The sequence below is a fragment of the Burkholderia pulmonis genome (assembly GCF_984667975.1).
The window spans coordinates 1,090,365-1,116,086 of sequence record NZ_OZ480188.1 but is presented as its reverse complement, the minus strand read 5'-3'; the positions used below and the strand labels follow the sequence as shown (position 1 = coordinate 1,116,086).

Genomic DNA, 25,722 nt, shown 5'->3' with positions numbered 1-25,722 from the left:
GGTATCCAGAATGAAATCGGCTAGATTTCCCGCGACTGGCTTGCCGATACCGCCGGCAGGGGGGCGCCCGTGCCCAGGCAACGGCGCACTTCATCCCGGACGAGCCGATGACAGTTGCAGGCGGCCTGTTCGAGATTCGCCAGATTGACCAGGACGATCAGGCCGCGATGCTGCCGGATGAGGCCGACTTGCTGAAGCGCCAGGGCGGCCGAGGAGACGGTTTCGCGCCGCGCGCCGAGGATCTGCCCCAGCATTCCGTGCGTCACCGGGATTTCGATGCTCCGCGTGCGCTCGTGCGCAATCAGCAGCCATCGACAGAGTTGATGTTGTATGCAGTGGTGGCGGCTGCAGAACAGGGTCTGTTTGATTTGGGCGAGCACGATCTGGACACCCAGGAATACCAGCCAGCGCATGGCCGCCGTTGCGTCGCAGACGTGTGCAAAGCGATCCGTGTCGATCCGATAGGCGAATCCGCCGCGATAGACGACGACCCGACGGGGCATCGCACTGTCGCCGCCAATGACGTCGGCGCAGATCACCCCTTCGCGACCGATCTCCGCCACGCCGAGCGTCGTTTTGCTTGTCAGCAGGGACTGGATGGAAACGGCCGTCGTCACGGGAAAATAAACGGATTCGAGATTCACGTCGACGTCATACAGCACACGACCGGTCTCGATGCGAACGAGCCGCATGTGCGGCGCCAGTGTCCGGTAGCTGGCTTCGTCCAGTGAAGAAAGAAAGTGATTGGCATCGCGTGCACGCGGCAATTCGATGACATCGTTTGCCCGATGCGTCACGGCGTACCTCGTCCAATCGTGTTGCGGCCCTGGGTCATTGACTCCTCTCTCCTGATCCGTTCGGATTATTTTTCTGGTTATTCGCCGAAAAGGTATCACGCACTCCGATGACACGTCGTGATTCGCATTTATTACATGAAGAAATTTTGCAATCCACGTAATGCGGTGCTGAATCATGTGTCGCGCACAGGTTTGATCGCGTCGGCGGAGACGTAATTTCGAAGATGTTATTTATTCATACAAATGTAATTGAAATGATTCGCAATGCAGCCTGAATTCGATTCGTTTCAATCCGGGCAAGCCCCCCTGCATGCCGAAATGGGCCGTCAAGCGCGTACAGGCTCGTCGCCCCGGCGCGCCGACGACAATCGTCACCGACCCGCTGAGTTGCGGTCCGGCCGGGAAGGCAAGGATTCAGGAAATCGCGAACCTGCGACACGTATTCGCGAAGGTTTGCGCACACGCAGGCAAGCGGGTGGGAGATCGTCGAACGCTGGACCGGCAGCGACGTGCCGGTTGCCGACACCGATTGCGTGAGCGACGCGCAGGACGACGGCATACGTGTCGTCGTCGTGGCGAGGGGCGGGGATGAGGACGGGATGAGGACGGGCCGCGGGATCGCGCGGAAAGTGTTTGCGGCGCGGCGAGGGCGCGGCAACGCGCAGCGCGAGGGTGACGCGGACGACGGTGCGCGGATGGCCGCCGTCAGGCCCGCGCGACGCCGTCCGTGCCCGCGAGTCGCCGCGCGGACGTTCAGCGGTCGCGTTGCTCGAGCACGTTCTGCGTGAGCGCTACCGACGGAATCGTCGGCGTGAGCGACGTGCGCCGCGTGCGTCCGCTCAACCATCGCCAGCCGGCCACGAGCAGCAGCGCGACCAGCGGGATCGATGCGATCGTCCACGTCCCGTTCGGATAGTCGAACGCCATCAATACCAGCACGCCGAGCAGGAACAGCAGCGTGAGCCACGAGGTCACGGGTGCGCCGGGCATCCGGAACGATACGTCGTCCGCCTCGCCGCGCCTGACCGCGGCGCGGAACTTCATCTGGCAGACGATGATGAAGCCCCACGTGCTGATGATGCCGAGCGAGGCGACGTTCAGCACGATCTCGAACACGCTCGACGGCACGAGGTAGTTGAGCAGCACGCCGACCACATAGATGGAGACCGTCACGAGGATGCCCGCGTACGGCACCGACGCCGCGCTCATTCGTCCGAGGAACGCGGGGGCGGAGCCGCCCATCGACAGCGAGCGCAGCACGCGCCCGGTCGAGTACAGCCCCGAGTTGAGGCTCGACAGCGCGGCAGTCAGCACGACCAGGTTCATCACCGAGCCGATCCCGGGCACGCCGAGCGCGCCGAAGAACGTGACGAACGGGCTCTGCCCGGCCCGGTATGCACTCCACGGCAGCAGGCATACGAGCATCACGACCGACGCCACGTAGAAGAGCGCGATACGCCAGATCACGCTGTTGATCGCGCGCGGCAGTACCTTGCGCGCATCCTTGCATTCGCCGGCGGCCGTGCCGACCAGTTCGACCCCCGCGAACGCGAACACCACGCCTTGCACGAGCACGAGCGCGGGCATCAGGCCGTGCGGAAACAGGCCGCCGTTGTCGGTGATCAGGTGCAGGCCGGTATCGTGGCCGGCGACGTGCCCGCCGGTGCCGAGAATCGCGGCGCCGATGCCGAGGAACAGGACGATCGCGGCGACCTTGATCAACGCGAACCAGAATTCCATCTCGGCGAACCACTTCACGCCGATCAGGTTCATCGTCGCGACGATGCACAGCGCGACGAGCGCGAAGATCCACTGCGGCACGCCCGCGAACGGCGTCCAGTAATGCATGTAGAGCGCGACGGCGGTGATGTCGACGATGCCCGTCATCGCCCAGTTCAGGAAATACATCCAGCCGGCAACGAACGACGCTTTCTCGCCGAGAAACTCGCGCGCGTACGATACGAAGCTGCCGCTGCTCGGGCGATGCATCACGAGTTCGCCGAGCGCGCGCAGGATCAGGAACGAGAACACGCCGCACACCAGGTAGACGATCGCGAGCGCCGGCCCCGCGGCCTGCAGTCGCGCGCCGGCCCCGAGGAAGAGGCCGGTGCCGATGGCCCCGCCAATGGCGATCATCTGAACCTGCCGATTGCCGAGGGTCTTGTGATAGCCGGCCTCGTGGGATTCGAGCCAGCTGCGTTTGTCGGTTTCGCCGGTCGGCGACGGGTCGGGAATCGATGCCATGACTGTGTCCTTGTGCGCTTGCGTGATCGCGTTCAACCTGATCGCGTGGCGATCAGGGTCTGTCCGCGCCCTCCGCCCGGCGACGACGCGCGGACGATCGCGACGGGCACGGTCAGCCACGAAAGTATTCAGCCGTATTTCGGTTCACAAATGGCATGCAAAATTGGACTGCGCCTGCACGAATCCGTGCATACGGGTTCGCCTGTGCCCCGCTTCAGGCGTGTGCCGAAGCCCCCACGCGGCGCACGGTCGCCCGATAGCACGTAACCGGATACCCGTACAATCGCCGGCGGCGGCCCTCGCCGGCCCGGGCGTCAGGTTCGTGACCGGGCGCTGAAGGCGGTCGTCGCTGCAATCGCCGGATCAGGCGCCCGCCCCGTTCATTCCTGCGGGCACGGTCTTTCATTCGTGGCCGACCTTCGCGCGAATCCGTGAAGAACCTTTCTCGTTGGCGGTCTCGTCGTCGCCAAATTGAAAACGATCTGTCAATAACAATGCTTCCGACCAGTTACAACCTGTTGCTCGTTCTCCTTTCGCTCCTGATCGCCATCCTGGCGTCCTACACCGTGCTGGACATGGCCGGGCGAATCAAGACTGCCCAGGGGCAGGCCGCGCGCTGGTGGCTGGTCGGCGGGGGCAGCGTGATGGGCACGGGCATCTGGTCGATGCATTTCGTCGGCATGCTTTCCTTCGCGCTGCCGATTCCGATTGGATACGATCCGGCCATCACGTTGCTGTCGCTGCTGATCGCCATCGCGTGCTCCACGCTTGCACTCCGGCTCGTCTGCCGGGACACGCTGAAGTGGCACCGGCTGGGTGGCGGCGCGATGTTGATGGGGGCCGGCGTCGCGGGCATGCATTACACGGGCATGGCTTCGATGCGCATGTCGCCGGGCATCCAGTACGACCCGTTGCTCGTGTGCCTGTCGGTCGCGATTGCCGTGGTCGCATCGGGCGCCGTGCTGTGGATCGTCTTCATCCGGCGCACCCACTCGACCCGCGTGCGGCTGCTCAACCTGGCGTCCGCGGTCTTGATGGGAGCCGCCATCGCCGGCATGCACTACACCGGGATGGCCGCCGCCCGGTTCCCGCTGGGCAGTATCTGCGGCGCAGCCAGCTCCCGCCTGGATGCCGGCTGGCTCGCGCTCGTCATCGTCGTGGCCACGCTGGCCATCCTCGCGATCGCGCTGGTCGTTTCCATCCTCGACCTGCGTCTGGAATCCCGCACGTCGGTCCTGGCGACGTCGCTGGCCGAAGCCAACCAGGAGCTGACGTACCTGGCGCTGCACGACAACCTCACCAAGCTCCCCAATCGCGTGCTGCTCGAAGACCGGATCGATCAGGCGATCCAGAGCACGGACCGCGAGAACGGGTGTTTCGCGCTGATGTTCATGGATCTCGATGGATTCAAGGCGGTCAACGACGCCTATGGTCATCATGTCGGCGATCTGCTGCTGGTCGACGTGGCGCGGCGCATTGGTGCGAACCTGCGCGCGCAGGACACGATGGCGCGTCTGGGGGGCGACGAATTCGTGCTGGTCGTGTCGGTGGACGAACCCGCGGACGCGGCCGACGTGGCGGACAAGGTATTGGCGGTGATCCGCGAACCGTTCCATGTGTCCGAACACGATTTGCGCGTGTCGGCCAGCATCGGCATTGCGCTGTATCCGGGCAACGGCGGCGATTTCCGCGACCTGATGACCAACGCCGATGCCGCGATGTATCACGCCAAGGCGCTCGGCCGCAACGCGTATTGTTTCTTCGAAGCGTCGATGAACGCGAATGTGCGCGAGCACCTGAAAATCGTGCAGGAACTCCGCCTGGCGCTGGAGCGGCGCGAACTGATCCTGCATTACCAGCCGAAGTTCGAGGTTCACGGGCCGATCATCGGCGTCGAGGCGCTCTTGCGGTGGATGCACCCGACCCGCGGCCTCATCTCGCCCGACCAGTTCATCGGCATCGCGGAAAAGACCGGCTTGATCGTGCCGATCGGCGAATGGGTGCTGGACGAGGCGTGCCGGCAGATGCGCGTGTGGCGCGACGCAGGCCGGACCGACTGGACGATGGCCGTCAACCTGTCGCCGTTGCAGTTCGGTCACGCGAGCCTGATCCGGGTCGTGCAGGCCGCCTTGCAGCGGCACGCGCTGGAGCCGCACTGCCTGACGCTGGAGGTGACCGAATCGACCGCGATGCGCGATGCGGATGCCAGCCTGAGAATCCTGCAGCAGCTTCACGACATGGGCGTGCGCATTTCCATCGATGACTTCGGAACGGGGTATTCGAGCCTGCTCTATCTCAAGCGCCTGCCGGCCAGCGAGCTCAAGATCGACCGCGGATTCATCCGGGATCTCGAACACGATACCGAAGATGCGGCGATCATTTCCGCGATCGTCGCGCTCGGCCGGGCACTCGGCCTGAAGATCGTCGCGGAGGGCGTCGAAACGACGGCGCAGCAGCAGTTCCTGACCAAACTGGGCTGCAACTCGCTGCAGGGCTTCCTGCTCGGGCGTCCGATGCCGGCGGATCACTTCGTCGAAGCGATGACGCAGAACAGCGAGATCCGTCACGCTTGAGCGTTTGGCGCAGGGGCAGGGCAGGAGACGTCGCGCGGCCCGGTCCGGCCGTCATCGGACAGGCACGCCGCGCGCATGTGGGCCGGCGGCGGATTCCCGTATTCACGCTGGCAAGCGTGACGAACGATCAGCCATCCCGTTCAAGGGCCGGATGGGAAAGCCTTGCCGGCCCGGGTTCGTCACTCATGCGCCACGGAAAGTTAAACTAAATGTGATCACTCGCCGTCGCAAAATTTTGCACAATGACGGCACCGCGGCCTTCCGCCGCGATTCGCCCCGGGCCGCCGAACGCCCGCCGACAACCGTTACCGAGCCCCGTTCCGACGCGCCGACGCCCACCGCCATGGACCAACCGAAACGCATCCTGATCGTCGAGGACGACGCCGACATCGCCGACGTGCTGAGCCTGCACCTGCGCGACGAGCGTTACGAAGTCGTGCACAGCGCCGACGGCGCCGAAGGGCTGCGCCTGCTGGAGCAGGGCGGTTGGGATGCGCTGATCCTCGACCTGATGCTGCCGGGCGTCGACGGCCTCGAAATCTGCCGGCGCGCCCGCGCGATGACGCGCTACACGCCGATCATCATCACGAGCGCACGATCGAGCGAGGTGCACCGGATCCTCGGCCTCGAGCTCGGCGCCGACGACTACCTGGCGAAGCCGTTCTCGGTGCTCGAACTCGTCGCGCGCGTGAAGGCGCTGCTGCGGCGCGTCGACGCGCTCGCCCGCGATTCGCGGATCGATGCCGGCACGCTCGACGTCGCGGGGCTCGCGATCGATCCGATCGCGCGCGAGGCGAGCGTCGACGGCGCGCGCATCGACCTGACGCCGCGCGAATTCGACCTGCTGTATTTCTTCGCGCGGCATCCGGGCAAGGTGTTCTCGCGGATGGACCTGCTCAATGCCGTATGGGGCTACCAGCACGAAGGCTACGAGCACACGGTCAACACCCACATCAACCGGCTGCGCGCGAAGATCGAGACCGACCCGGCCGAGCCCGTGCGGATCCTCACCGTGTGGGGACGCGGCTACAAGCTCGCCGCGCCGGGCCAGCGGGACGCATGATGAAGCTCACGCTCACCCAGCGGCTGTCGCTCGTGTTCTCGATCCTGCTGCTCGCGTGCTCGGGCGCGTCGGCGTGGCTGCAGATCCGTGCGAACGACATGCGCGAGAAGGAGGTCGTGCAGGGGCTGTCGCGCGACCTGGCCGCCAACATCGCCAACAGCGCGCCGCTGATGGATGCGAACGGGCTGCGCCCTGACGCCGTGCGCACGCTGTTCGGCCAGTTGATGGGCGTGAACCCGAGCGTCGAGGTGTACCTGCTCGACAACGCGGGGCGCATCGAGGGCGACGATGCGCCGCCCGGCCACGTGAAGCGCGACCGCGTCGATCTCGCGCCCGTGCAGCGCTTCATCGCGGGCCAGCCGCTGCCGATCCTCGGCGACGATCCGCGCAGCCCCGATGCGCGCAAGGTATTCAGCGCCGCGCCGCTGCAGCGCGCCGGGCAGCCGCCGTCGGGCTACATCTACGTGGTGCTGCTCGGTGAAGCGCACGACCGGCTTGCCGCACGCGTCGACGCCGGCAACGTGCTGCGTACTACGCTGTGGTCGATGGCGCTTGTCGCGCTGCTCGGCCTGCTCGCGGGCCTTACCGCGTTCAGCTTCATCACGCGCCCGCTGCGCCGGCTGACGGACGCGATGCGCGGCTTCGACGCGAACGGCAGGCCCGACACCCAGCCGCCGGTGCCGCGTTCGCCGCCGGGCCGGCGCGGCGACGACATCGCGGTGCTCGAATCCGCGTTCGCGCAGATGGCTGACCGGATCGGCGACCAGTGGCGCGCGCTGACGCGCCAGGACCAGCAGCGGCGCGAACTGATCACGAACATCTCGCACGACCTGCGCACGCCGCTCACGTCGCTGCACGGCTACCTCGAGACGCTGTCGCTGAAGGCCGATACGCTCGCCGAGCCCGAGCGGCGGCGCTACCTGTCGATCGCGCTCGCGCAGAGCGCGAAGGTCGGCCGGCTCGCGCAGGCGCTGTTCGAACTCGCGCGGCTCGAATCGGGCAGCGTGCAGGCCGAGCGCGAGCCGTTCTCGCTCGTCGATCTCGTGCAGGACGTGTTCCAGAAGTTCGAACTGGCCGCACAGGCGCGCGGCGTCGCGCTGCATGCGCGGATCCCGCCGCGCGTGCCGGTCGTGTCGGCCGACCTCGGGATGATCGAGCGCGTGCTGACCAACCTGCTCGACAACGCGCTGCGGCACACGCCTTCGCACGGCGAGGTCGAGGTTGCGCTGGAGCCGCAGGGCGATCGCGTGGTCGTGACCGTGTCGGATACCGGCGAAGGGATCCCGGCGGCGCGCCGCGAAGGGCTGTTCCAGCGGCCGCAGCGGCCGATCAGCGGCGCGGCGGCGACGAGCGGCGGGCTCGGCCTGCTGATCGTGCACCGGATGCTGGCGCTCAACGGCAGCGGCATTCGGCTCGTCGACCGGGCCGGGCGCGGCGCGGTGTTCGAGTTTGCGCTGACGGTGGCGTCGCCGGCACCCGGCGACCCGCGCTGACCGCCAGAGGCGGCGGCATGCGCCGCGCTTACCCGCCGCGCTTGCGCCGCACGTCGCTCGGCGTCGTGCCGGTCCAGCGCTTGAATGCGTGCCGGAAGCCGACCGCATCGCTGAAGCCGAGCGTCAGCGCGATGTCCTCGGTGCTGAGCGTGGTCGTGCTGAGGTAGTCGATCGCGAGCGCCTTGCGCACGCTCGTCAGCAACTCGCTGTACGACGTGCCTTCGGCTTCGAGCTTGCGGCGCAGCGTGCGCGAGGTCATGCACAGGCTGTCCGCGATCGCGTCGATGTCCGGAAACTGTCCGGGCGTGCGCGTGAGTTCCTGGTACACGCGCCGCGTGACGCCGGCCTGGCTGCGCAATTCCTCGAGCAGGCTCGCGCAGTGCGACGACACCTGCGCGGCGGTGATCGGGTTCGCGAGCTGCGGCGCGCGCGTGAGCCAGGCCGCCGGATAGCTGAGCACGTGATGCGGCTGGTCGAAGGCGATCGGGCATTCGAGCGCATCGGCGAGCGCCGCCGCGTGCGGCGGCTCCGGCTGTGCGAACTGCGCGCGCGCCGGCACGCACCACGCCCCCATCACGTCCTTGATGATCGTCACGTGCAGCGCGAACTGCATGTCGATCAGGAAGCGGTACAGCGGCTCGTCGAGATCGGGCAGCCCGACTTCGTGCCGGTCCGGAAACAGCCACGATGCGGTATCGCCCTGTTCGACCCAGCGGATCGAGAGCATGCCGTTCGCGAGCCGGTGATATTTGACGGCGGAATCGAATGCGCGCTCGAGCGATTCCGAGCACAGCATCGCGTAGCCGTACATCCCGTAGCTCGACGCATGCAGCAGGCGGCCGACGCGCACGCCGAGATCGGTGCCGTCGTACCGGCCGATCGCATTGCGTGCGGCCGTCAGGAACTGCAGCGGCGACGTGAGCGTGAACGGATCCGCGACGTCGGCCGGCGCGAGGCCGGTGCCGTCGAGCACGGCGGCCGGATCGAGGCCGGCCTGGGCCGCCACGTCGAGCAGCACGGCCAGCTTGGCCGGCGTGAAGCGCTGCTCGCGCAGCGCGTGGGCGGGTGCGGCGTCCGGCAGGCGGGCTGCGCGGGCGGCCGTCGGGTTCAAGAGCGCACTGCGCGGCATGGCGGGATCCTGCGTCCGAATCGATATCGTTTACGGCACGCAATTCTGCTCGGGAATGATGCCATGCGCCATAGGGTTCACCCTGATGCGCGCGCCGGTGTTACCCGGCGCGCCCGGCTTCGATCCGCGTCAACCGGCCTGGAACACGCCGGCCGGCCACGCGAACGGCTTCGCGAGCCGGTTCCACGTATTGATCTGCGCGACGATCAGCGTGAGCGTCGCCAGTTCATCGCGATCGAAGTGCTCGCGCGTCGCGGCGACGAGCGCGTCGTCGATCGTGTGCTCGCTGATCAGCGTGAGCGCTTCGGCCCAGCGCAGCGCCGCCTGTTCCTTCGGGTTGTAGAGGTCCGGGGTCTCGTGCCACACGGGCAGCAGGTTGTAGCGCAGCGGATCCTCGCCGGCGTGGATGCCCTCCTTGATGTGGCGGTCGAGGCAATACGCGCAGCCGTTCAGCTGCGACACGCGTGCCCGCACCAGTTCGACGAGCTTGAAATCGTGACCGGTGTGGTTCGCGTATTCCTCGACATTGAGCACGACGTCGAGCAGCCGGGCGGGGAGTTGTCCAAACGAGATGCGTTCTGCCATGACGAATGACCTTTGATCGATTGGTTGATTGACGGGATGATCGGTTCTGTTTCTGTTCTCGATTCCATGTCCTGCCGGTATCTGCGGCAGTTTCAGAGGAATCCTTATCATGACGGGAATTGATCGGCCGGCGCGATGGGGCGACGATACGGACGCGATCCGTCGTGCGGAGGCGTCGGCTTCATCGGTGGCGGCTGCGGCGCGGTCGGCCGGCGCGAACCGGAAGCGAAGCGATCGTATCAGGCGCGGCCGGCGACAGGAATCGCCCGATCCCGTATGTTGTTCATGCTAGTAACGCGATAGTCGGACCGCCGGGCCGGTCAGCGCTGATTGCCCGGGCGGGCACGCAGGATCGCGTCGGCGAACTCGACGAATCCGCTGCCGCCGGAGCCCTGCGTGATCCAGCGCGGCAGGGCGGGCAGTTGCCGCAGATACTCGACCACGGTGCTCATGCCGGCCGTGTGCGTGAAATAGCCGAACATCGGCGCATCGTTGGTGGAATCGCCGGAATAGGCGACGCACGCCGGCGCTGCGTCGGCGTCGACGCCGTACGTGTCCGACAGCACGCGCAGCGACATCGACAGCTTGTCGTACCCGCCGACCCAGCCGAGCACCCACAGGTTGTTGATGGTCACGTCAGCGCCGGCCGCGACCAGCGCGTCGAGTATCCGGTGATCCCGGTCGGTGCCGGTGCGTGCGTAGGCGAGCGACGTCAACCTGAAGTCCTGGTCGTCGGCGACGCGTGCAGCGGGTACGATCGCCTCGACATGCTGCGCGATACGCCGGCGTGCGTCGCGCGCATCGGCGAGCGCGTCGTCCGCATGCCAGTAGCGGCGTTCAACGCCGTGTCCGTCCGGGCTGCGCCGCATGAAGAGTCCGCCGTTCTCCGCAATCACGCCGTCGACCGGCCACATGCGCGCCATCTGGTCGCACCAGCCTGCCGGCGCGGCAGTCACGGGTATCACGCGGATACCGTGCGCCTGCAGCCGCTCGAGTGCGGCATAGGTCTGCGCGGCCAGGCGGCCCTGATGGGTGAGGGTCTCGTCCATGTCGGTCAGCAGGAATCGAACGGACGCGAAGGTGTCGGCGGGGGCGAGGGAAAGCGGCTGCATCTTCTCGACGAATGAAGGGAGAGCGTCGATTATGCAGACGGGCGGCGGGCCATGCCATGCCGCTTGATGCTTTGCAATCCGCGCTGCGGAATATGCCGCGGCGCGCGGCGGCAAGCGAGGTTGCCTAGACAAGTGCGCCCCCCGCGTGTCCGTTTCGATCATCTTTTCGGCCGTCGGGATCATTTGCAAAGCGCGTCGCGCGGGCGATAGTCGCCGGTCAGGCGACGGCCCGCGTCCTTCCGGCGTGCAGGCCGCCGCGAGAACGGTGTGCTACGGGTGCGCCGTCCCCCAGGAGTGAGACATGACGAAGAGACACTGGACCGGGTCGTACGGCTCGATCCCCGCCGAGATCGACGCCGATCGCCATCCTTCCGTAAGCGCGCTGCTGGACGACGCGATGCGCCGCTTCGCCGACCGTCCGGCGTTCCATGCGCTCGGCCGCACGCTCACCTATGCCGACGTCGACCGGCTGTCGACCGCGCTGGCCGCGTATCTGCAGCAGGTCGTCGGCGTCCGCAAGGGCGACCGCGTGGCCGTGATGCTGCCCAACGTGCTTGCGTTTCCGGTCGCGTTCGTCGCCGTCGCGAAGATCGGCGCGATCCAGGTCAACGTGAATCCGCACTACACCGCGCGCGAGCTCGAGCATCAGCTCAACGACGCGGGTGTCGAGGTGGCCGTCGTCTGCGGCGGATCGATGGGCACGTTCGCCGACGTGGTCGGCGGTACGCGCGTGCGCACCGTGCTGAGCGTGGGGCGCGGTGATCTCGGCGTCGTCGATGCGCCGGCCGGCACGTGCGACGCACTGCCGCCCGGGTCGATCGCGCTCGCGGATGCGATAGCCGCCGGCGAATCGCTCGCATTCGAGCCGGTTGCGCTGGGTGGCGCGGACCTGTTGCTGCTGCAATACACGGGCGGCACGACCGGCCTGTCGAAGGGTGCGGCGCTGTCGCACCGCAACCTCGTCGCGAACATCGAACAGTTCGCGGCGATCGTGCCGGCCGCGCGCGAGCCGGGCGAGGAGGTCGTCGTCACGGCGATCCCGCTCTATCACATCTTCGCGCTGACGGTGAATTTCCTGTCCTACTTCGCGATCGGCGCGCAGAACTGGCTCGTTGCGAACCCGCGCGACATGGACGGGTTCATCGACGTGCTGAAGGCCGCGCGGCCGACGGTGTTCGTCGGCGTGAACACGCTGTATGCGGGCCTTGCCGGCCATCCGCGCCTGAATGAAGTCGACTGGTCGCGGCTGAAGCTGTCGGCGGGCGGCGGCGCGGCGGTGATCGACGTGATCTCGTCGCGCTGGAAGGCCGTGACGGGCAATTTCATCCGCGAGGGCTACGGGCTGTCGGAAACGTCGCCGGTCGTGTCGTTCAACCCGCAGTCGATCGATTCGTTCACGGGCACCACGGGCCTGCCGCTGCCGTCGACCGACGTGAAGCTGCTCGACGACCAGGATCGCGAGGTGGCGATCGGCGAAGCGGGCGAGATCTGCGTGCAGGGGCCGCAGGTGATGGGCGGCTACTGGCAGAAGCCGGAAGCAAACGCGGCCGCGTTTACCGCGGACGGGTATTTCCGTACCGGCGACGTCGGCGTGTTCGACGAGGCCGGCTTCCTGCGGATCGTCGACCGCAAGAAGGACATGATCATCGTGTCGGGTTTCAACGTGTACCCGAACGAAGTGGAAGCCGTCGCGACCGCGCTGCCGGGTGTGGCCGAATGCGCGTGCATCGGCGTGCCGGACCCGCGCACGGGCGAGGCCGTCAAGCTGTTCGTGGTGCTCGCGCCGGATGCCGGCGTGACGGAGGCGCAGCTCGTCGAGCATTGCCGCGCGAGCCTCGCGGCCTACAAGGTGCCGAAGATCGTCCGCTTCGTCGACCGGCTGCCGAAGTCCACGGTCGGCAAGATCCTGCGCCGTGAACTCAGCCGCACCGACTGATGGCGCCGACGCGCCGCGCGGCGATGGCGGCGCGGCCTCGCGCGCCGAAGGCACCGGGGATGACGCGCGGGCCGCTCAAGTACAATGCGAGCGGTTCGACCGACGGGGACGCGATGACCGGCTCAGATTCACTTCCCGCCCTGCCCGGGCGTGCGTTGCCGTCGCCGAGCGCGACGGTGCCGATCTCGCTCGTCAACGGCTTTCTCGCGAGCGCGGGCGCGCAGCGCGACGTGGTCGAGCGCTACCTGCGCGGCGCGGGCATTCCGATCGAGCTGCTCGGCGAGCCGCATGCGCGCGTGACCGAGGAACAGTTCTCGACGCTGTACCGCACGCTCGCGATCGATCTCGACGACGAGATGCCCGGCATCTTCTCGCGCCCGCTGCGCGGCGGCACGCTGAAGTACCTGTGCCTGAGCCTGCTCGATGCGCGCAACCTCGAAACGACACTGCATCGTTTCGGACAATTCTTCCACATCCTGCTCGACGACTTCTTCGTCGAGTCGAAGCGCGACGACCTCGTCGCGCAGGTGCTGCTGCGGCCGAACGATGCCGTCGGCCCGATCGGCGCGCTCGGCCAGGAACTGATGCTCAAGCTCGTGCACGGCGTGTGCTCCTGGCTGATCGGGCAGAAGATCCCGCTGCTGCAGATCGAGTTCGCGTGCCCGCGGCCGCGCCATGCGGTCGATCACCTCTATTTCTTCACCGGCTCCGTGAAGTTCGACTGCGAGCGCACGCTGATGCGCTTCAGCGCGGACTACCTCGCCGCGCCGATCCGGCAGAGCAAGCGCAACCTGCGCAAGTTTCTTGCGCGGGCGCCCGGCGACTGGATCTTCGAATCGTTCAGCGAACAGCTCGTGTGCCATCGCGTGCGGCAGTACCTGTCGGCGGCGCTGCCCGACCTGCCCGTGATCGACCACGCGGCCGAGCACCTGCATTGTTCGGTGCGCACGCTGAGCCGGCACCTGGCCGCCGAAGGAACGACGTTCCAGGTGCTGAAGGACGAACTGCGGCGCGATATCGCGATCCAGCGGCTGACCGACACGCCCGACACGATCGCGGCGATCGGCGCCGATATCGGCTTCGACGACCCGAGTGCGTTCCATCGCGCGTTCCGGCACTGGACAGGGAGTACGCCGGGGACTTACCGGCGGCAGATGTAGTGCACCGGGAGGCCGGCGTTCGCGGCCGGCCGCCCGGTCCGGCTCCCGTCGGCGATGCCGTCGCGGGCCGCACGCGGATTTCGAAACAGGCACGTGATTCTGGTAACTTGACGCACCGGCCCGAGCGCTTCGCGATGGCCATCACCCATCTTTCATAATATGACATTACAGATTGGGATTCCTCTGGAGGCAGCCACCGGCGAACGGCGCGTAGCGACCGTGCCCGAAGTGGCCGAGAAACTGATCAAGCTGGGGTTTTCGGTCGCCGTCCAAAGCGGCGCCGGGGCCGGTGCGAACTTTGACGACGACGCGTACCGCGCGGCCGGCGCCAGCATCGTCGCGACGGCGGCCGAGCTCTGGTCCGGCAGCGACATCGTGTTCAAGGTGCGCCCGCCGGGCAGCGACGAAGTCGCGCTGATGCGCGAGGGCGGCACGCTGATCGGCTTCGTCTGGCCGGCGCAGAACCCCGAACTGATGCAGCAGCTGGCCGCGAAGCGGGCCACCGTGCTGGCGATCGATTCGCTGCCGCGCACGCTGTCGCGCGCCCAGAAGATGGACGCGCTCACGTCGATGGCCAGCATCAGCGGCTACCGTGCGGTGATCGAGGCCGCGCACGCATTCGGCCGCTTCCTGAACGGGCAGGTCACCGCGGCCGGCAAGATTCCGCCCGCCAAGATCTTCATCGCCGGCGCCGGCGTGGCCGGTCTGGCCGCGATCGGCACGGCCGCGAGCCTTGGCGCGATCGTGCGTGCGAACGACACGCGCGCCGAGGTGGCCGACCAGGTCAAGTCGCTGGGCGGCGAGTTCGTCAAGGTCGACTACGAAGAGGAAGGCTCGGGCGGCGGCGGCTACGCGAAGGTGATGAGCGAAGGCTTCCAGCAGGCGCAGCGCGCGATGTACGCGCAGCAGGCGAAGGATGCCGACATCATCATCACCACCGCGCTGATCCCCGGCAAGCCCGCGCCGAAGCTGATCACCGCCGAGATGGTGCAGTCGATGAAGCCCGGCAGCGTGATCGTCGACATGGCCGCCGAACAGGGCGGCAACTGCGAACTCACGGTGCCCGGCGAGGCCGTCGTGCGCCACGGCGTGACCATCGTCGGCTTTACGGATCTCGCGTCGCGCCTGTCGCGGCAGTCGTCCACGCTGTATGCGACCAACCTGCTGCGCGTGGTCGAGGAGCTGTGCAAGGCCAAGGACGGCACGATCAACGTCGACTTCGACGACGACGCGATCCGCGGCCTCACCGTCATCAAGGAAGGCAACGTGACGTGGCCGCCGCCGCCGATCAAGCAGGCGGTCGTCGCGCCCAAGCCGCCGGCGGCGCCCGCAGCGGCCGCGCCCGCGAAGTCCAAGGGCCACGGCCACGCCGGCGAGCCGATGTCGGCCAAGGCGCTCGCGATCGTGTTCGCGGTCGGCGCGCTGGCGTTCCTGTTCGTCGGCCAGTTCGCGCCGGCCAGCTTCCTGTCGCACTTCACGGTGTTCGTGCTCGCGTGCTTCGTCGGCTACATGGTGATCTGGAACGTCACGCCGTCGCTGCACACGCCGCTGATGAGCGTGACCAACGCGATCTCGTCGATCATCGCGATCGGCGCGCTCGTGCAGGTCGCGCCGCCGCTGGACGAGCTGGCCAGCGCCGGCGACCGTCCGTCCGGGCTGATCCTCGGGCTCGCGGTGGGCGCGCTGACGCTCACGGCCGTCAACATGTTCGGCGGCTTCGCGGTCACGCGGCGCATGCTGGCGATGTTCCGCAAATAAGGGGACGACAACAATGACTTCAAACCTGACTACCGTCTCCTATATCGGCGCCGCGATCCTGTTCATCCTCAGCCTCGGCGGCCTCGCGAACCCTGAAACCGCGCGTCGCGGCAACCTGCTCGGGATGATCGGCATGCTGATCGCGGTGCTGGCCACCGTGCTTGGCCCGCGCGTGTCGGCCGCCGGCATTCCGTACGTGGTCGGCGCACTCGTCGTCGGCGGCGCGGTCGGCCTGTACGCCGCGAAGAAAGTGCAGATGACGCAGATGCCGGAACTGGTCGCGCTGATGCACAGCCTGGTCGGCCTCGCGGCCTGCCTGGTCGGCTTCGCGAGCTACATCGACACGTCGCTGCAGTTCACCGGCGCCGAGAAGGCGATCCACGAAGTGGAGATCTACGTCGGCATCCTGATCGGCGCCGTGACCTTCGCGGGCTCGATCATCGCGTTCGGCAAGCTGTCGGGCAAGATCGGCGGCAAGCCGCTGCTGCTGCCGGCGCGGCACTGGATGAACCTGGCCGCGCTGCTGATCGTGATCTACTACGGCCGCGCGTTCCTGCATGCGGAAAGCATCCAGGACGGCATGCTGCCGCTCGTCGTGATGACCGTGATCTCGCTGCTGTTCGGCGTGCACATGGTGATGGCGATCGGCGGGGCGGACATGCCGGTCGTCGTGTCGATGCTCAACAGCTACTCGGGGTGGGCGGCGGCGGCAACCGGCTTCATGCTCGGCAACGACCTGCTGATCGTGATCGGCGCGCTGGTCGGTTCGTCCGGTGCGATCCTGTCGTACATCATGTGCCGCGCGATGAACCGCAACTTCATCAGCGTGATCGCGGGCGGCTTCGGCAGCGGTGCGGGCGCACCGGCGGCAGCCGGCGGCGGCGCGGCGCAACCGGCCGGCGAAGCGGTCGCGGTGAGCGCGGCGGAAACGGCCGAGCTGCTGCGCGAAGCGAAGCGCGTGATCATCGTACCCGGCTATGGGATGGCGGTGGCCCAGGCCCAGCACACGGTGTTCGAGCTGACGAAGCTGCTGCGCGAGAAGGGCGTCGACGTACGGTTCGCGATTCACCCGGTCGCGGGCCGCATGCCGGGGCACATGAACGTGCTGCTGGCCGAAGCGAAGGTGCCGTACGACATCGTGCTGGAAATGGACGAGATCAACGGCGACTTCCCCGAGGCCGACGTGTCGATGGTGATCGGCGCGAACGACATCGTGAACCCGGCGGCGCAGGACGATCCGACGAGCCCGATCGCCGGCATGCCGGTGCTGGAAGTGTGGAAGGCGAAGACGTCGATCGTGATGAAGCGCAGCATGGCTTCGGGGTATGCGGGCGTCGACAATCCGCTGTTCTACAAGGACAACAACCGCATGTTGTTCGGCGATGCGAAGTCGATGCTCACCGAGGTATTCGGCATGCTGAAAGCCTCCTGAGTGCGGTCGCGCGACCGGCGCGGGCCCGGGGCCCGTGCCGGAATCGCGTCGTTCGGGCATACCGTCGGCCCGCCACGCATCGGCGATGCATGGCGGGCCGATGCACATGCGGGCGGCGCACGTCGCCGCTGCCGCTGCCGGTGTTGGTGTCGGCGCGATCCCGATCGAAGCGGCAACGTGGTGCAACTGCATCGGGCGCTCGTGACCGGTTGCCCGCGGGTTCCCGTTGCCGACGCGCGCGGACGGCTACCATAACCGGGCACCTTCGGCCCATCCCATGGCCGGCTACCGTCGGCGCGCTGCTTCGCGCAAATGCGCTAACGGCAGCGTATCAGGCCGTTCCCGCAGCGCAGCTGGTCCGGGATGTCGCGCCCGCGTGCGGGATCGATCGATCCCGCGGGCACGTCCCACGCGATGAGCTTGCTGGGCGCGCCGTTGCCCAGGTCGTGTGCGTAGATCCACAGCCTGTCGCCCGCCCATGAGAAAGCTGTCGCGTCGACGCTGTAGTGCGCGGGCATTTTCAGGTTGAGCACGGGGGTGACGTGCGTCATGTCGAATACGGTGACGGAGCCCGTGCCGCTGAGCGCCAGCAGCCGGCCGCGCGCGCTGCGGGCCACGCTGGACAGGCCGCCGGCCGGCGGCGTGGACAGGTCGGCGCGCACCTGGCCCGTGTCGAGATCGACGATGCGCAAGTCGCTGAAGCCCTTCGCGTCGGTTGCCGTCGCCACGGCCCAGTTGCCGGCGTGGCTGCCGAAAAAGAGGTGTTCCGTCGAGACGGGAATGCCGCGCGCGACGCGGGCGGTGACGGGATCGATGCCGTACAGGTCGTGGTCGGCGGCCCAGAACAGGCCGTCGCCAAAGTGGATGCCCGGGCTGTATGCCCTCGGCGCGACGGGATCCAGCACCTCGCTGACGCTACTGCGTGCCGACGCGTCCCATTTGCGCTGGCTCCAGTGCCCCGCTGCCGTCATGGACAGCACCAGGTTCTCGTAGCGCAGCGCGACGCCGCCGGATGCAGGCAGCGTCCAGTCGTCGACGAACAAATCGGGCGCGGCCGCGACGGGATAGGCGGTGGCCTGATTCGCGGCCGCGCGCCACGCCAGCACTTTCTGCGCATTGCTCGCGCGCGTATCCAGTGCCCAGACCAGGCCGTCAGCGGCGATTTTGAGCCCCTGCGCACCGTTCAGCCCCGTGGCGACCTGCCGCCGCACGGCTGCGCCCGCGGGCAGGTAGCGGTGCGAGACCGTGCCCGAGGCCAGCAGGCTGCCGTCAGGCAGCGCGAGCAGCCGCCAGTCGTCGTTGTCGTAGCGGCGCACGTCGGTTTCGTCGGCGGGCAGGTCGATGCCGGCCAGCGTGGTCGGCGCGAGCGTGTCCGACTGCACGACGGTCGGTGCGGGCTGCGGATAGTTGCCGGCGTACGCGTCGAAATAGGCCTGCATGACGCGCGCGGCGTCGGCCTGCGGCAGCGCGTGCATCGTGCCGGCAAGCTTGTCGAGGAAGTTCGCCAGCGCCGGGTCGTCGTGGTCCACGGCCGTTTCCTGGCGCTCGACGTGCGGATCGGGGAAGCAGGTCACGCCGGTCATGCAGCTCGTCATGCGCAAGTGGCGCGTGACGGTGGTGGCGGAGCCGCTGAACCAGACCAGCGTCAGCGGCGTGTCGCCGGTCATGGCCGAGATGTCCATGACGGTGCCGTAGTCGCTCTGGATCAGCGAGCTGCCCGTGGCGCGATGAAAGGACCAGCGCTCGACGGGCCGGGACAGGAACGGCAACTGCTTGAGCGTATCGTCGAGACGGTCGGGCGGTTGCGCGAGCGCTTTGCCGAAAGCCGTGCGCTCGGCCTGGGTGATGACGCCGCGTGCGAGCGCCTGATCCAGTGTCGGGGCCGTCTGCTTGAGGGTGGCCTGACTCAGGGTCGCACGGAATTCGGGGCGATGGCTGGCGCTCACCTGGATCCAGTAGAACTCCATCGCGGACAGCGCGGCCGTGTCGTCGCGCGTCTGGAACCCCCGCAGGGCCGATGTCGTGAAACCCTGCTGCAGCGCCGCCTTGACGGTGGCGTACGGTTGCGGAACCAGGAAGTAGCGGCCCTTGATGTACTGGGTGTCGGGCGCGGGCTGCATCATCAGCCGGGTGGCGTCCGGCGCGGCGGTGGCCGGCAGGGACAGCATCAGCGACAGGCTGGCGGCGAAGCTGGCCAGGACGGCCGGCAGGCGCAAACGTGTCGGTGCGTTGTCGGGCTGGCGTCGGCAGGAAGGTTTCACGGTCTCGGCTTGCTTGGATGCGTGCGGCGGTTGCGGGGCGATGCCTGTTGTCAGTGTGGTTCGGGCTGCAGCCGAACCGCCATGCGGTGCAGCAGCGACGCATTGTCTCAAATCGGGGACGGTGTCGGGCCGATCACGTATCGGCGACCGTGGGCGAATCGAGCGCGGCGATCTTGATTGCCCTTGCGGCCGGAAGGGGCGTCAGGCGCGTCGTGTTTTCGTGGGCGGGCTCGTTATCGTTTCATTCGATACGGAATCCATATCAATTGACGATGGAGGGTCATTCCCGGGCAAACAGCAACGCTGCGGCCCGATCCGATGCAGCGACCGCGTCGGTCGCCCATGCACGCATTTGCGCGGCATATCGCATCAGCGCGTGTTCGACGTCGCCGTCGCGCTCGACCAGCAGCGCCGCGAGCGCTGCGGCATCCCTGAGCGCGGTATTGGCGCCCGCGCCGCCGGCGGGACTCATCGCATGGATCGCGTCGCCGAGCAGCGTGACCGGGCCGGCAGGCAGCGGCAGGTCGGGGCGTCCGCGGCGCACCGGCAGCGCGGCGACGGCGTCGGGCGGCGTGTCGAGCAGCAGCCGCTGCAGCACCGGGTGCCAGTCTCGCGCGGCATGCCGGAGCGCGGTCGGGTTGCGGGCCGCCAGCGCGGCCGTCGTGTCGGCGCGGTCCAGCCCGAGGCGGCTCGACGGCCCGATCACGGCCCAGTAGAAATAGTCGTCCGGCGGCGTGAATCGGCTGTGCGGCATCGCGCGTTCGGCGAGCGTCCGCAGGTCGGTCCGGAAGCGCATGTCTTCGAGAATCGCGGCGCAGCCGTCGGCCAGGATCACCGTGGTGGCGTCGCGCAACGCGCGGGCCTCGACAAATTCAGGGCTGGCGGCCGCCAGCCGGGTCCTGCCGTAGACGCAGACGCTGCCTGTGTCGACCGGTGCGGCGGCGGGAACGAGCTGTGCGCGGATGGCCGAATGGATCCCGTCTGCACCAACCAGCACGTCGCTCGTGACGAACCGCGACGTACTGCCCGCGAACGTCACGTGCGCGCGGCCGTCGGGCAGCAGCCGATAGCTTTCGACCGCGTGCGCGAAATGCACGCGATCCTCGATGCCCGCCATCAGGATCTGTCGCAGGGTCAGCCGGTTCACGCTCAGGTCGGCAGGGGTGTCGTCACCCGACGTGTGTGGTGCGGTGTGCCAGCCGGCGGGCGCCTGTCCGCCAGCCGGCGCAAGCCGGGGTGTCAGGAGCCGCGTGCTGCCGGTGCCTTGCGACGCCGATGCCCGGAACATTGCGTCGAGCCCGGCCGGCAGGCAGGCCGCCAGCGCGCGCTGCCCGGTCGCGTCGATCCGGATGCGGTAGCCCTGCATCCGGCTGTCGATGGCCGGATCGCGCTCGTAGACATCGAACGCGATGCCGGCCTGTTTCAGGGCCTGGGCGACGCACAGGCCGCCGAGGCCCGCGCCGACGATGGCGACGTGAATGTTTTGCATGGAATGCGCTCCGCTGGCCCGCGCGGGGCGCGCGGTTCGACCTGCATTGTTCCGTGCAGGGCCGAGAGTCGGATAACGGCATCCGGCCGCTCGATGCCGTAAACTGGCCAACATGGACGACACTGCCGCTACCGCCGACGACATGACGCTTCCCGACTACAGCGAATGGCTGGACGGTCCCGCGCTGATCGCGCTGCGCGGCAATGACGATCCGCAGAGCGCCTATCGGCTCGGCACGCGCGAGTACGACTGGCACGCGCATGCTCGCGGTCAGGTGCTGTGTGTCGACGCGGGGCTGATCCACGTGCACACGCCGCACGGCGCGTGGCTGCTGCCGCCGCATCGCGCGGGCTGGGTGCCGCCCGGCATGCCGCACAAGGTCCGGGTGAGCGGCGCGCTTGGCGGCTGGGTGTTGCTGGCCGCGCCGTCGTTCTGCGCGGGCCTGCCGGACGAACCCTGCGTGATCGGCATCAGCGAGGTGCTGCGCTCGCTCGTGCAGCGTGCGCTCGACTGGGACAAGCAGGCGCCGCTGGCCCCCGAGCACGCGCGGATGGCCGCGGTCATCCACGATGAAATCCGGCGCACGCCGCGCGAGGCGCTGCACGTGCCGATGCCCGCCGATCCGCGGCTCGCGCGCGTGGCGCGGGCCCTCCTCGACGATCCCGGCAGCCTGCGCACGCTCGACGCGTGGGCGGCGTTCGGCGCGATGTCGCCGCGTACGCTGCGGCGGCTCATGGCGGCCGAAACCGGGTTGAGCTTCGCGCAATGGCGCCAGCAGGCGCAGCTGGCGCACGGCCTCGACCTGCTCGCCCGCGGCCGCCCGGTGGCCGAGGTGTCGGATGCGCTGGGCTATGCGTCGCCCAGCAATTTCATCGCGATGTTCCGCAAGGCGCTAGGCGATTCGCCCGCCCGTTATTTCGCGACCCGGCCGGAACGGCCGTCGAACGGGCGCTGAGGCCCGTCAGACGGGCTTCCGGTGCGGGAAGTCAGGGTCGTCACCGACACGCGCCGTGGCCGGTTTTGTCACCATGTGGGCCGGATATGACAATGGGAATCGGCGAGCGCAGCATTACGATGAGCCATCACGTCGCCCAGGGTCCGGCCGGCTTTACCGTATCGCACCCGAGGTACACCTCATTCACCGCCTGATTGGAACATCGACCATGAGCTATAACGCCCCCGTCAAGGACATGCTGTTCGTGCTGAAGGAACTCGCGGGCATCGACGCCGTTGCGCAGTTGCCCGGCTTCGAGGATGCGGGTTACGACACGGCGCAGGCCGTGCTCGACGAGTCCGCGAAATTCTGCGGCGAGGTGCTGGCGCCGCTGAACGTCGAAGGCGACCGCAACCCGAGCAGCTGGAAGGACGGCGTCGTGACCGCGACGCCGGGCTTCGGCGACGCGTTCCGCCAGTTCGTCGAAGGCGGCTGGCAGGGGCTGCAGCATCCGGCCGAGTACGACGGCCAGGGGCTGCCCAAGCTGATCGCGACGCCGTGCATCGAGATGCTGAACGCGTCGAACCTGTCGTTCGCGCTGTGTCCGCTGCTGACCGACGGCGCGATCGAGGCGCTGCTGACCGCCGGCACCGACGAGCAGAAGCAGCGCTACGTGCCGAAGCTGATCTCGGGCGAATGGACGGGCACGATGAACCTGACCGAGCCGCAGGCGGGCTCCGACCTCGCGCTGGTGCGCTCGCGCGCCGAGCCGCAGGGCGACGGCACGTACAAGGTGTTCGGCACGAAGATCTTCATCACGTGGGGCGAGCACGACATGGCGGACAACATCGTCCACCTGGTGCTGGCGCGCACGCCGAACGCACCGGAAGGCGTGAAGGGCATCTCGCTGTTCATCGTGCCGAAGTTCATGGTCAACGAAGACGGCTCGCTCGGTGCGCGCAACGACGTGCACTGCGTGTCGATCGAGCACAAGCTGGGGATCAAGGCGAGCCCGACGGCGGTGCTGCAGTACGGCGACCACGGCGGCGCGATCGGCTATCTGATCGGCGAGGAAAACCGCGGCCTCGAGTACATGTTCATCATGATGAACGCGGCGCGCTTCGGCGTCGGGATGCAGGGGATCGGCGTGGCCGACCGTGCGTACCAGAAGGCGGCGGAATTCGCGAAGGAACGCGTGCAGAGCCGCCCGGTGGACGGGTCGGCCAGGCAGTCGGTGACGATCATCCATCACCCGGACGTGCGCCGGATGCTGGGCACGATGCGTGCGCTGACCGAAGGCGCGCGGGCGCTGGCATACGTGGCAGCGGCGCATAGCGACATTGCCCACCGCCATTCGGACGAGGCGACGCGCACGCGTCATCAGGCAATCTACGAGTATCTGGTGCCGGTGGTGAAGGGCTGGAGCACGGAGATGGTGAACGACGTGGCGAGCCTGGGCGTGCAGGTGCACGGCGGGATGGGCTTCATCGAGGAGACGGGCGCGGCGCAGTACTACCGCGATGCGCGGATCCTGGCGATCTACGAAGGGACGACGGCGATCCAGGCGAACGACCTGGTCGGCCGCAAGACGATGCGCGACGGCGGCGCGGTGGCGAAGGCGCTGCTTGCGGAGATCGGCGAGACGGTGGCGGCGCTGGGCAAGCTGGACGGCGCGGCGGCCGCAGCGATGAAGGCGCAGCTGGAGAAGGGTGCGCGTGCGCTGTCGTCGGTGGTGGATTACGTGGTGGCGAACGTGAAGCAGGACCCGAACGCGGTGTTCGCGGGCAGCGTGCCGTACCTGAAGCTGGCGGGCGTGGTGCTGTGCGGCTGGCAGATGGCGCGCGCGCTGGTGGCCGCGCAGGCGAACCGCGCGAGCGATCCGGCGTTCTTCGACGCGAAGATCGCGATCGCGCAATGCTACGCGGAACACATTCTCGTGCAGGCGGGCGCGCTCGAAGCGTCGATCGTCGGCGCGAAGGGCAACGAGAGCGTGCTCGCGTTGACGGAAGACCAGTTCTGACCGGTTGACGGTCGGGACGCAGGAGGAGACAGGATTTTGACCACACAGGACTTGCTCGCGCAATACGGCCCGCGCGAATCGATGGAATACGACGTCGTGATCGTGGGCGGCGGCCCCGCCGGGCTGTCGGCGGCGATCCGGCTCAAGCAGCTGGCCGCCGAGAAAGGCACCGAGATCGGCGTGTGCGTGCTCGAGAAGGGTTCCGAGATCGGCGCGCACATCCTGTCGGGCGCGGTGATGGACCCGCGCGCGATCAACGAACTGTTCCCCGACTGGAAGGAACGCGGCGCGCCGCTCGACGTCGAGGTGACGGAAGACCGCTTCCTGTTCCTGTCCGAGCAAAGCGCGGTCACGACGCCCAACTGGGCGCTGCCCGCCAACTTCCAGAACCACGGCAACTACGTCATTTCGCTGGGCAACGTCACGCGCTGGCTTGGGGCGCAGGCCGAGGCGCTGGGCGTCGAGATCTTCCCCGGCTTCCCGGCTGCCGAGATCCTCTACAACGACGACGGCTCGGTGAAGGGCGTCGCGACCGGCAACATGGGCGTGGGCAAGGACGGCGAGCCGACCGAGAACTTCCAGCTCGGCATGGAACTGCACGCGAAATACACGCTGTTCGCCGAAGGCTGTCGCGGCCACCTTGGCCGCCAGCTGATCTCGACGTTCAAGCTCGACGCGAACGCCGAGCCGCAGGCGTACGGGATCGGCATCAAGGAACTGTGGGAAATCGATCCCACGAAGCACAAGCCGGGCCTCGTGATCCACACGGCCGGCTGGCCGCTGAAGTCGGATACGTACGGCGGCTCGTTCCTGTATCACATGGACAACAACCAGGTCGTGGTCGGCTTCGTGGTGGGCCTCGGCTACACGAACCCGTACCTGTCGCCGTTCGAGGAATTCCAGCGCTACAAGACGCATCCGTCGATCCGCGCGTTCCTGGAAGGCGGCAAGCGCGTGTCGTACGGCGCGCGTGCGATCACGGCGGGCGGGCTGCTGTCGCTGCCGAAGACGGTGTTCCCGGGCGGCGCGCTGATCGGCGACGACGCGGGCTTCCTGAACGCATCGCGGATCAAGGGCAGCCACGCGGCGATCAAGACCGGCATGCTGGCGGCCGACGCCGCGTTCGACGCGGTGCAGGCGGGCCGCCAGAGCGACGAGCTCAATGCCTACCCGGACGCGTTCAAGCAGTCGTGGTTGTACACGGAGCTGTACCGCGCGCGCAACTTCAAGCAGTGGATGGCCAAGGGCCTGTACCTGGGCACGCTGATGGTCGGGCTCGAGCAAAAGGTGATGGGCGGCAACGTGCCGTGGACGCTGCACCACAAGCATGCGGACCACGAGATGCTGAAGCCGGCGTCGCAATGCCAGCCGATCGAGTATCCGAAGCCGGACGGCAAGCTGACGTTCGACCGGCTGTCGTCGGTGTTCATCTCGAACACGAACCATGAAGAGAACCAGCCGGCGCACCTGACGCTGAAGGATGCGAACGTGCCGGTGAACGTGAACCTGCGCACGTACGCGGGGCCGGAGGGGCGCTTCTGCCCGGCGGCGGTGTACGAGTTCGTGAAGAACGACGACGGCAGCGACCGGCTGGTGATCAACGCGCAGAACTGCGTGCACTGCAAGACCTGCGACATCAAGGACCCGACGCAGAACATCGTGTGGGTCACGCCGGAAGGCGGCGGTGGGCCGAATTACCCGAACATGTAACGCAACGCATCCTTGCGCCCGCGGGC

At 67.8% G+C, this 25,722-nt stretch carries 17 protein-coding genes; 10 read left to right on the top strand and 7 right to left on the bottom strand.

Annotation, left to right across the window (positions count from 1 at the left end; translation table 11 throughout):
- Positions 1–20: 20 nt before the first annotated feature.
- On the bottom strand, positions 21–797 hold the full coding sequence (locus tag AC5LXK_RS36485; RefSeq protein WP_493394485.1) for a Crp/Fnr family transcriptional regulator: 777 nt from the start codon (positions 795–797) through the stop codon (positions 21–23).
- Between the two features lie 753 nt (positions 798–1,550).
- Entirely contained in the window at positions 1,551–3,041 is a 1,491-nt protein-coding gene (ansP, locus tag AC5LXK_RS36480) for an L-asparagine permease (protein ID WP_493394484.1), read from the bottom strand.
- Between the two features lie 494 nt (positions 3,042–3,535).
- On the opposite strand from ansP, the gene AC5LXK_RS36475 reads away from it, so the two are divergent.
- The 3 genes from AC5LXK_RS36475 to AC5LXK_RS36465 all read left to right on the top strand — a co-directional run bounded on the left by AC5LXK_RS36475 (position 3,536) and on the right by AC5LXK_RS36465 (position 8,170).
- Positions 3,536–5,614, top strand: a complete 2,079-nt coding sequence (locus AC5LXK_RS36475) for a putative bifunctional diguanylate cyclase/phosphodiesterase (protein WP_493395109.1) — start codon at positions 3,536–3,538, stop codon at positions 5,612–5,614.
- A 343-nt stretch (positions 5,615–5,957) separates the two neighbouring features.
- Positions 5,958–6,677, top strand: a complete 720-nt coding sequence (locus AC5LXK_RS36470) for a response regulator transcription factor (protein WP_287728299.1) — start codon at positions 5,958–5,960, stop codon at positions 6,675–6,677.
- Positions 6,677–8,170, top strand: a complete 1,494-nt coding sequence (locus tag AC5LXK_RS36465; RefSeq protein ID WP_493394483.1) for a sensor histidine kinase — start codon at positions 6,677–6,679, stop codon at positions 8,168–8,170. The genes AC5LXK_RS36470 and AC5LXK_RS36465 overlap by 1 nt, the downstream gene beginning before the upstream one ends.
- Before the next feature lie 28 nt (positions 8,171–8,198).
- Here AC5LXK_RS36465 and AC5LXK_RS36460 read toward each other — a convergent pair whose 3' ends face one another.
- The 3 genes from AC5LXK_RS36460 to AC5LXK_RS36450 form a co-directional block, all read right to left on the bottom strand.
- Positions 8,199–9,299, bottom strand: a complete 1,101-nt coding sequence (locus AC5LXK_RS36460; protein ID WP_493394482.1) for an AraC family transcriptional regulator — start codon at positions 9,297–9,299, stop codon at positions 8,199–8,201.
- 129 nt (positions 9,300–9,428) lie between these two features.
- On the bottom strand, positions 9,429–9,884 hold the full coding sequence (locus AC5LXK_RS36455) for a carboxymuconolactone decarboxylase family protein (RefSeq protein ID WP_493394481.1): 456 nt from the start codon (positions 9,882–9,884) through the stop codon (positions 9,429–9,431).
- Positions 9,885–10,204: 320 nt separating this feature from the next.
- A complete protein-coding gene (locus AC5LXK_RS36450; RefSeq protein WP_493394480.1) occupies positions 10,205–10,996 on the bottom strand; it encodes an HAD-IIB family hydrolase in 792 nt (263 codons plus the stop codon).
- Between the two features lie 301 nt (positions 10,997–11,297).
- Between AC5LXK_RS36450 and AC5LXK_RS36445 the strand changes: the two genes are divergently transcribed.
- The 4 genes from AC5LXK_RS36445 to pntB all read left to right on the top strand — a co-directional run bounded on the left by AC5LXK_RS36445 (position 11,298) and on the right by pntB (position 17,282).
- Positions 11,298–12,932 (top strand): AMP-binding protein, encoded by a 1,635-nt coding sequence (locus AC5LXK_RS36445; protein ID WP_493394479.1) that lies wholly within the window; start codon positions 11,298–11,300, stop codon positions 12,930–12,932.
- Positions 12,932–14,092: an AraC family transcriptional regulator gene (locus AC5LXK_RS36440; RefSeq protein WP_493394478.1), complete on the top strand. Its 1,161-nt coding sequence runs from the start codon at positions 12,932–12,934 to the stop codon at positions 14,090–14,092. The genes AC5LXK_RS36445 and AC5LXK_RS36440 overlap by 1 nt, the downstream gene beginning before the upstream one ends.
- A gap of 159 nt (positions 14,093–14,251) precedes the next feature.
- Complete coding sequence (locus AC5LXK_RS36435) at positions 14,252–15,850, top strand: Re/Si-specific NAD(P)(+) transhydrogenase subunit alpha (RefSeq protein WP_493394477.1); 1,599 nt, start codon at positions 14,252–14,254, stop codon at positions 15,848–15,850.
- Between the two features lie 13 nt (positions 15,851–15,863).
- On the top strand, positions 15,864–17,282 hold the full coding sequence (pntB, locus tag AC5LXK_RS36430) for a Re/Si-specific NAD(P)(+) transhydrogenase subunit beta (protein WP_493394476.1): 1,419 nt from the start codon (positions 15,864–15,866) through the stop codon (positions 17,280–17,282).
- Positions 17,283–17,599: 317 nt separating this feature from the next.
- Here the strand turns inward: pntB and AC5LXK_RS36425 are convergent, their stop codons facing one another.
- Both AC5LXK_RS36425 and AC5LXK_RS36420 read right to left on the bottom strand, forming a co-directional pair.
- Positions 17,600–19,498, bottom strand: coding sequence for a YncE family protein (locus AC5LXK_RS36425; RefSeq protein WP_493394475.1), 1,899 nt, complete (start codon positions 19,496–19,498; stop codon positions 17,600–17,602).
- A 325-nt stretch (positions 19,499–19,823) separates the two neighbouring features.
- On the bottom strand, positions 19,824–21,032 hold the full coding sequence (locus AC5LXK_RS36420; protein ID WP_493394474.1) for an FAD-dependent oxidoreductase: 1,209 nt from the start codon (positions 21,030–21,032) through the stop codon (positions 19,824–19,826).
- Positions 21,033–21,144: 112 nt separating this feature from the next.
- Between AC5LXK_RS36420 and AC5LXK_RS36415 the strand changes: the two genes are divergently transcribed.
- The 3 genes from AC5LXK_RS36415 (at position 21,145) to AC5LXK_RS36405 (ending at position 25,696) form a co-directional block, all read left to right on the top strand.
- Positions 21,145–21,987 (top strand): AraC family transcriptional regulator, encoded by an 843-nt coding sequence (locus AC5LXK_RS36415; RefSeq protein ID WP_493394473.1) that lies wholly within the window; start codon positions 21,145–21,147, stop codon positions 21,985–21,987.
- Between the two features lie 208 nt (positions 21,988–22,195).
- Positions 22,196–23,986, top strand: a complete 1,791-nt coding sequence (locus AC5LXK_RS36410; protein ID WP_493394472.1) for an acyl-CoA dehydrogenase — start codon at positions 22,196–22,198, stop codon at positions 23,984–23,986.
- An 81-nt stretch (positions 23,987–24,067) separates the two neighbouring features.
- On the top strand, positions 24,068–25,696 hold the full coding sequence (locus tag AC5LXK_RS36405) for an electron transfer flavoprotein-ubiquinone oxidoreductase (protein ID WP_493395108.1): 1,629 nt from the start codon (positions 24,068–24,070) through the stop codon (positions 25,694–25,696).
- Positions 25,697–25,722: the final 26 nt, after the last annotated feature.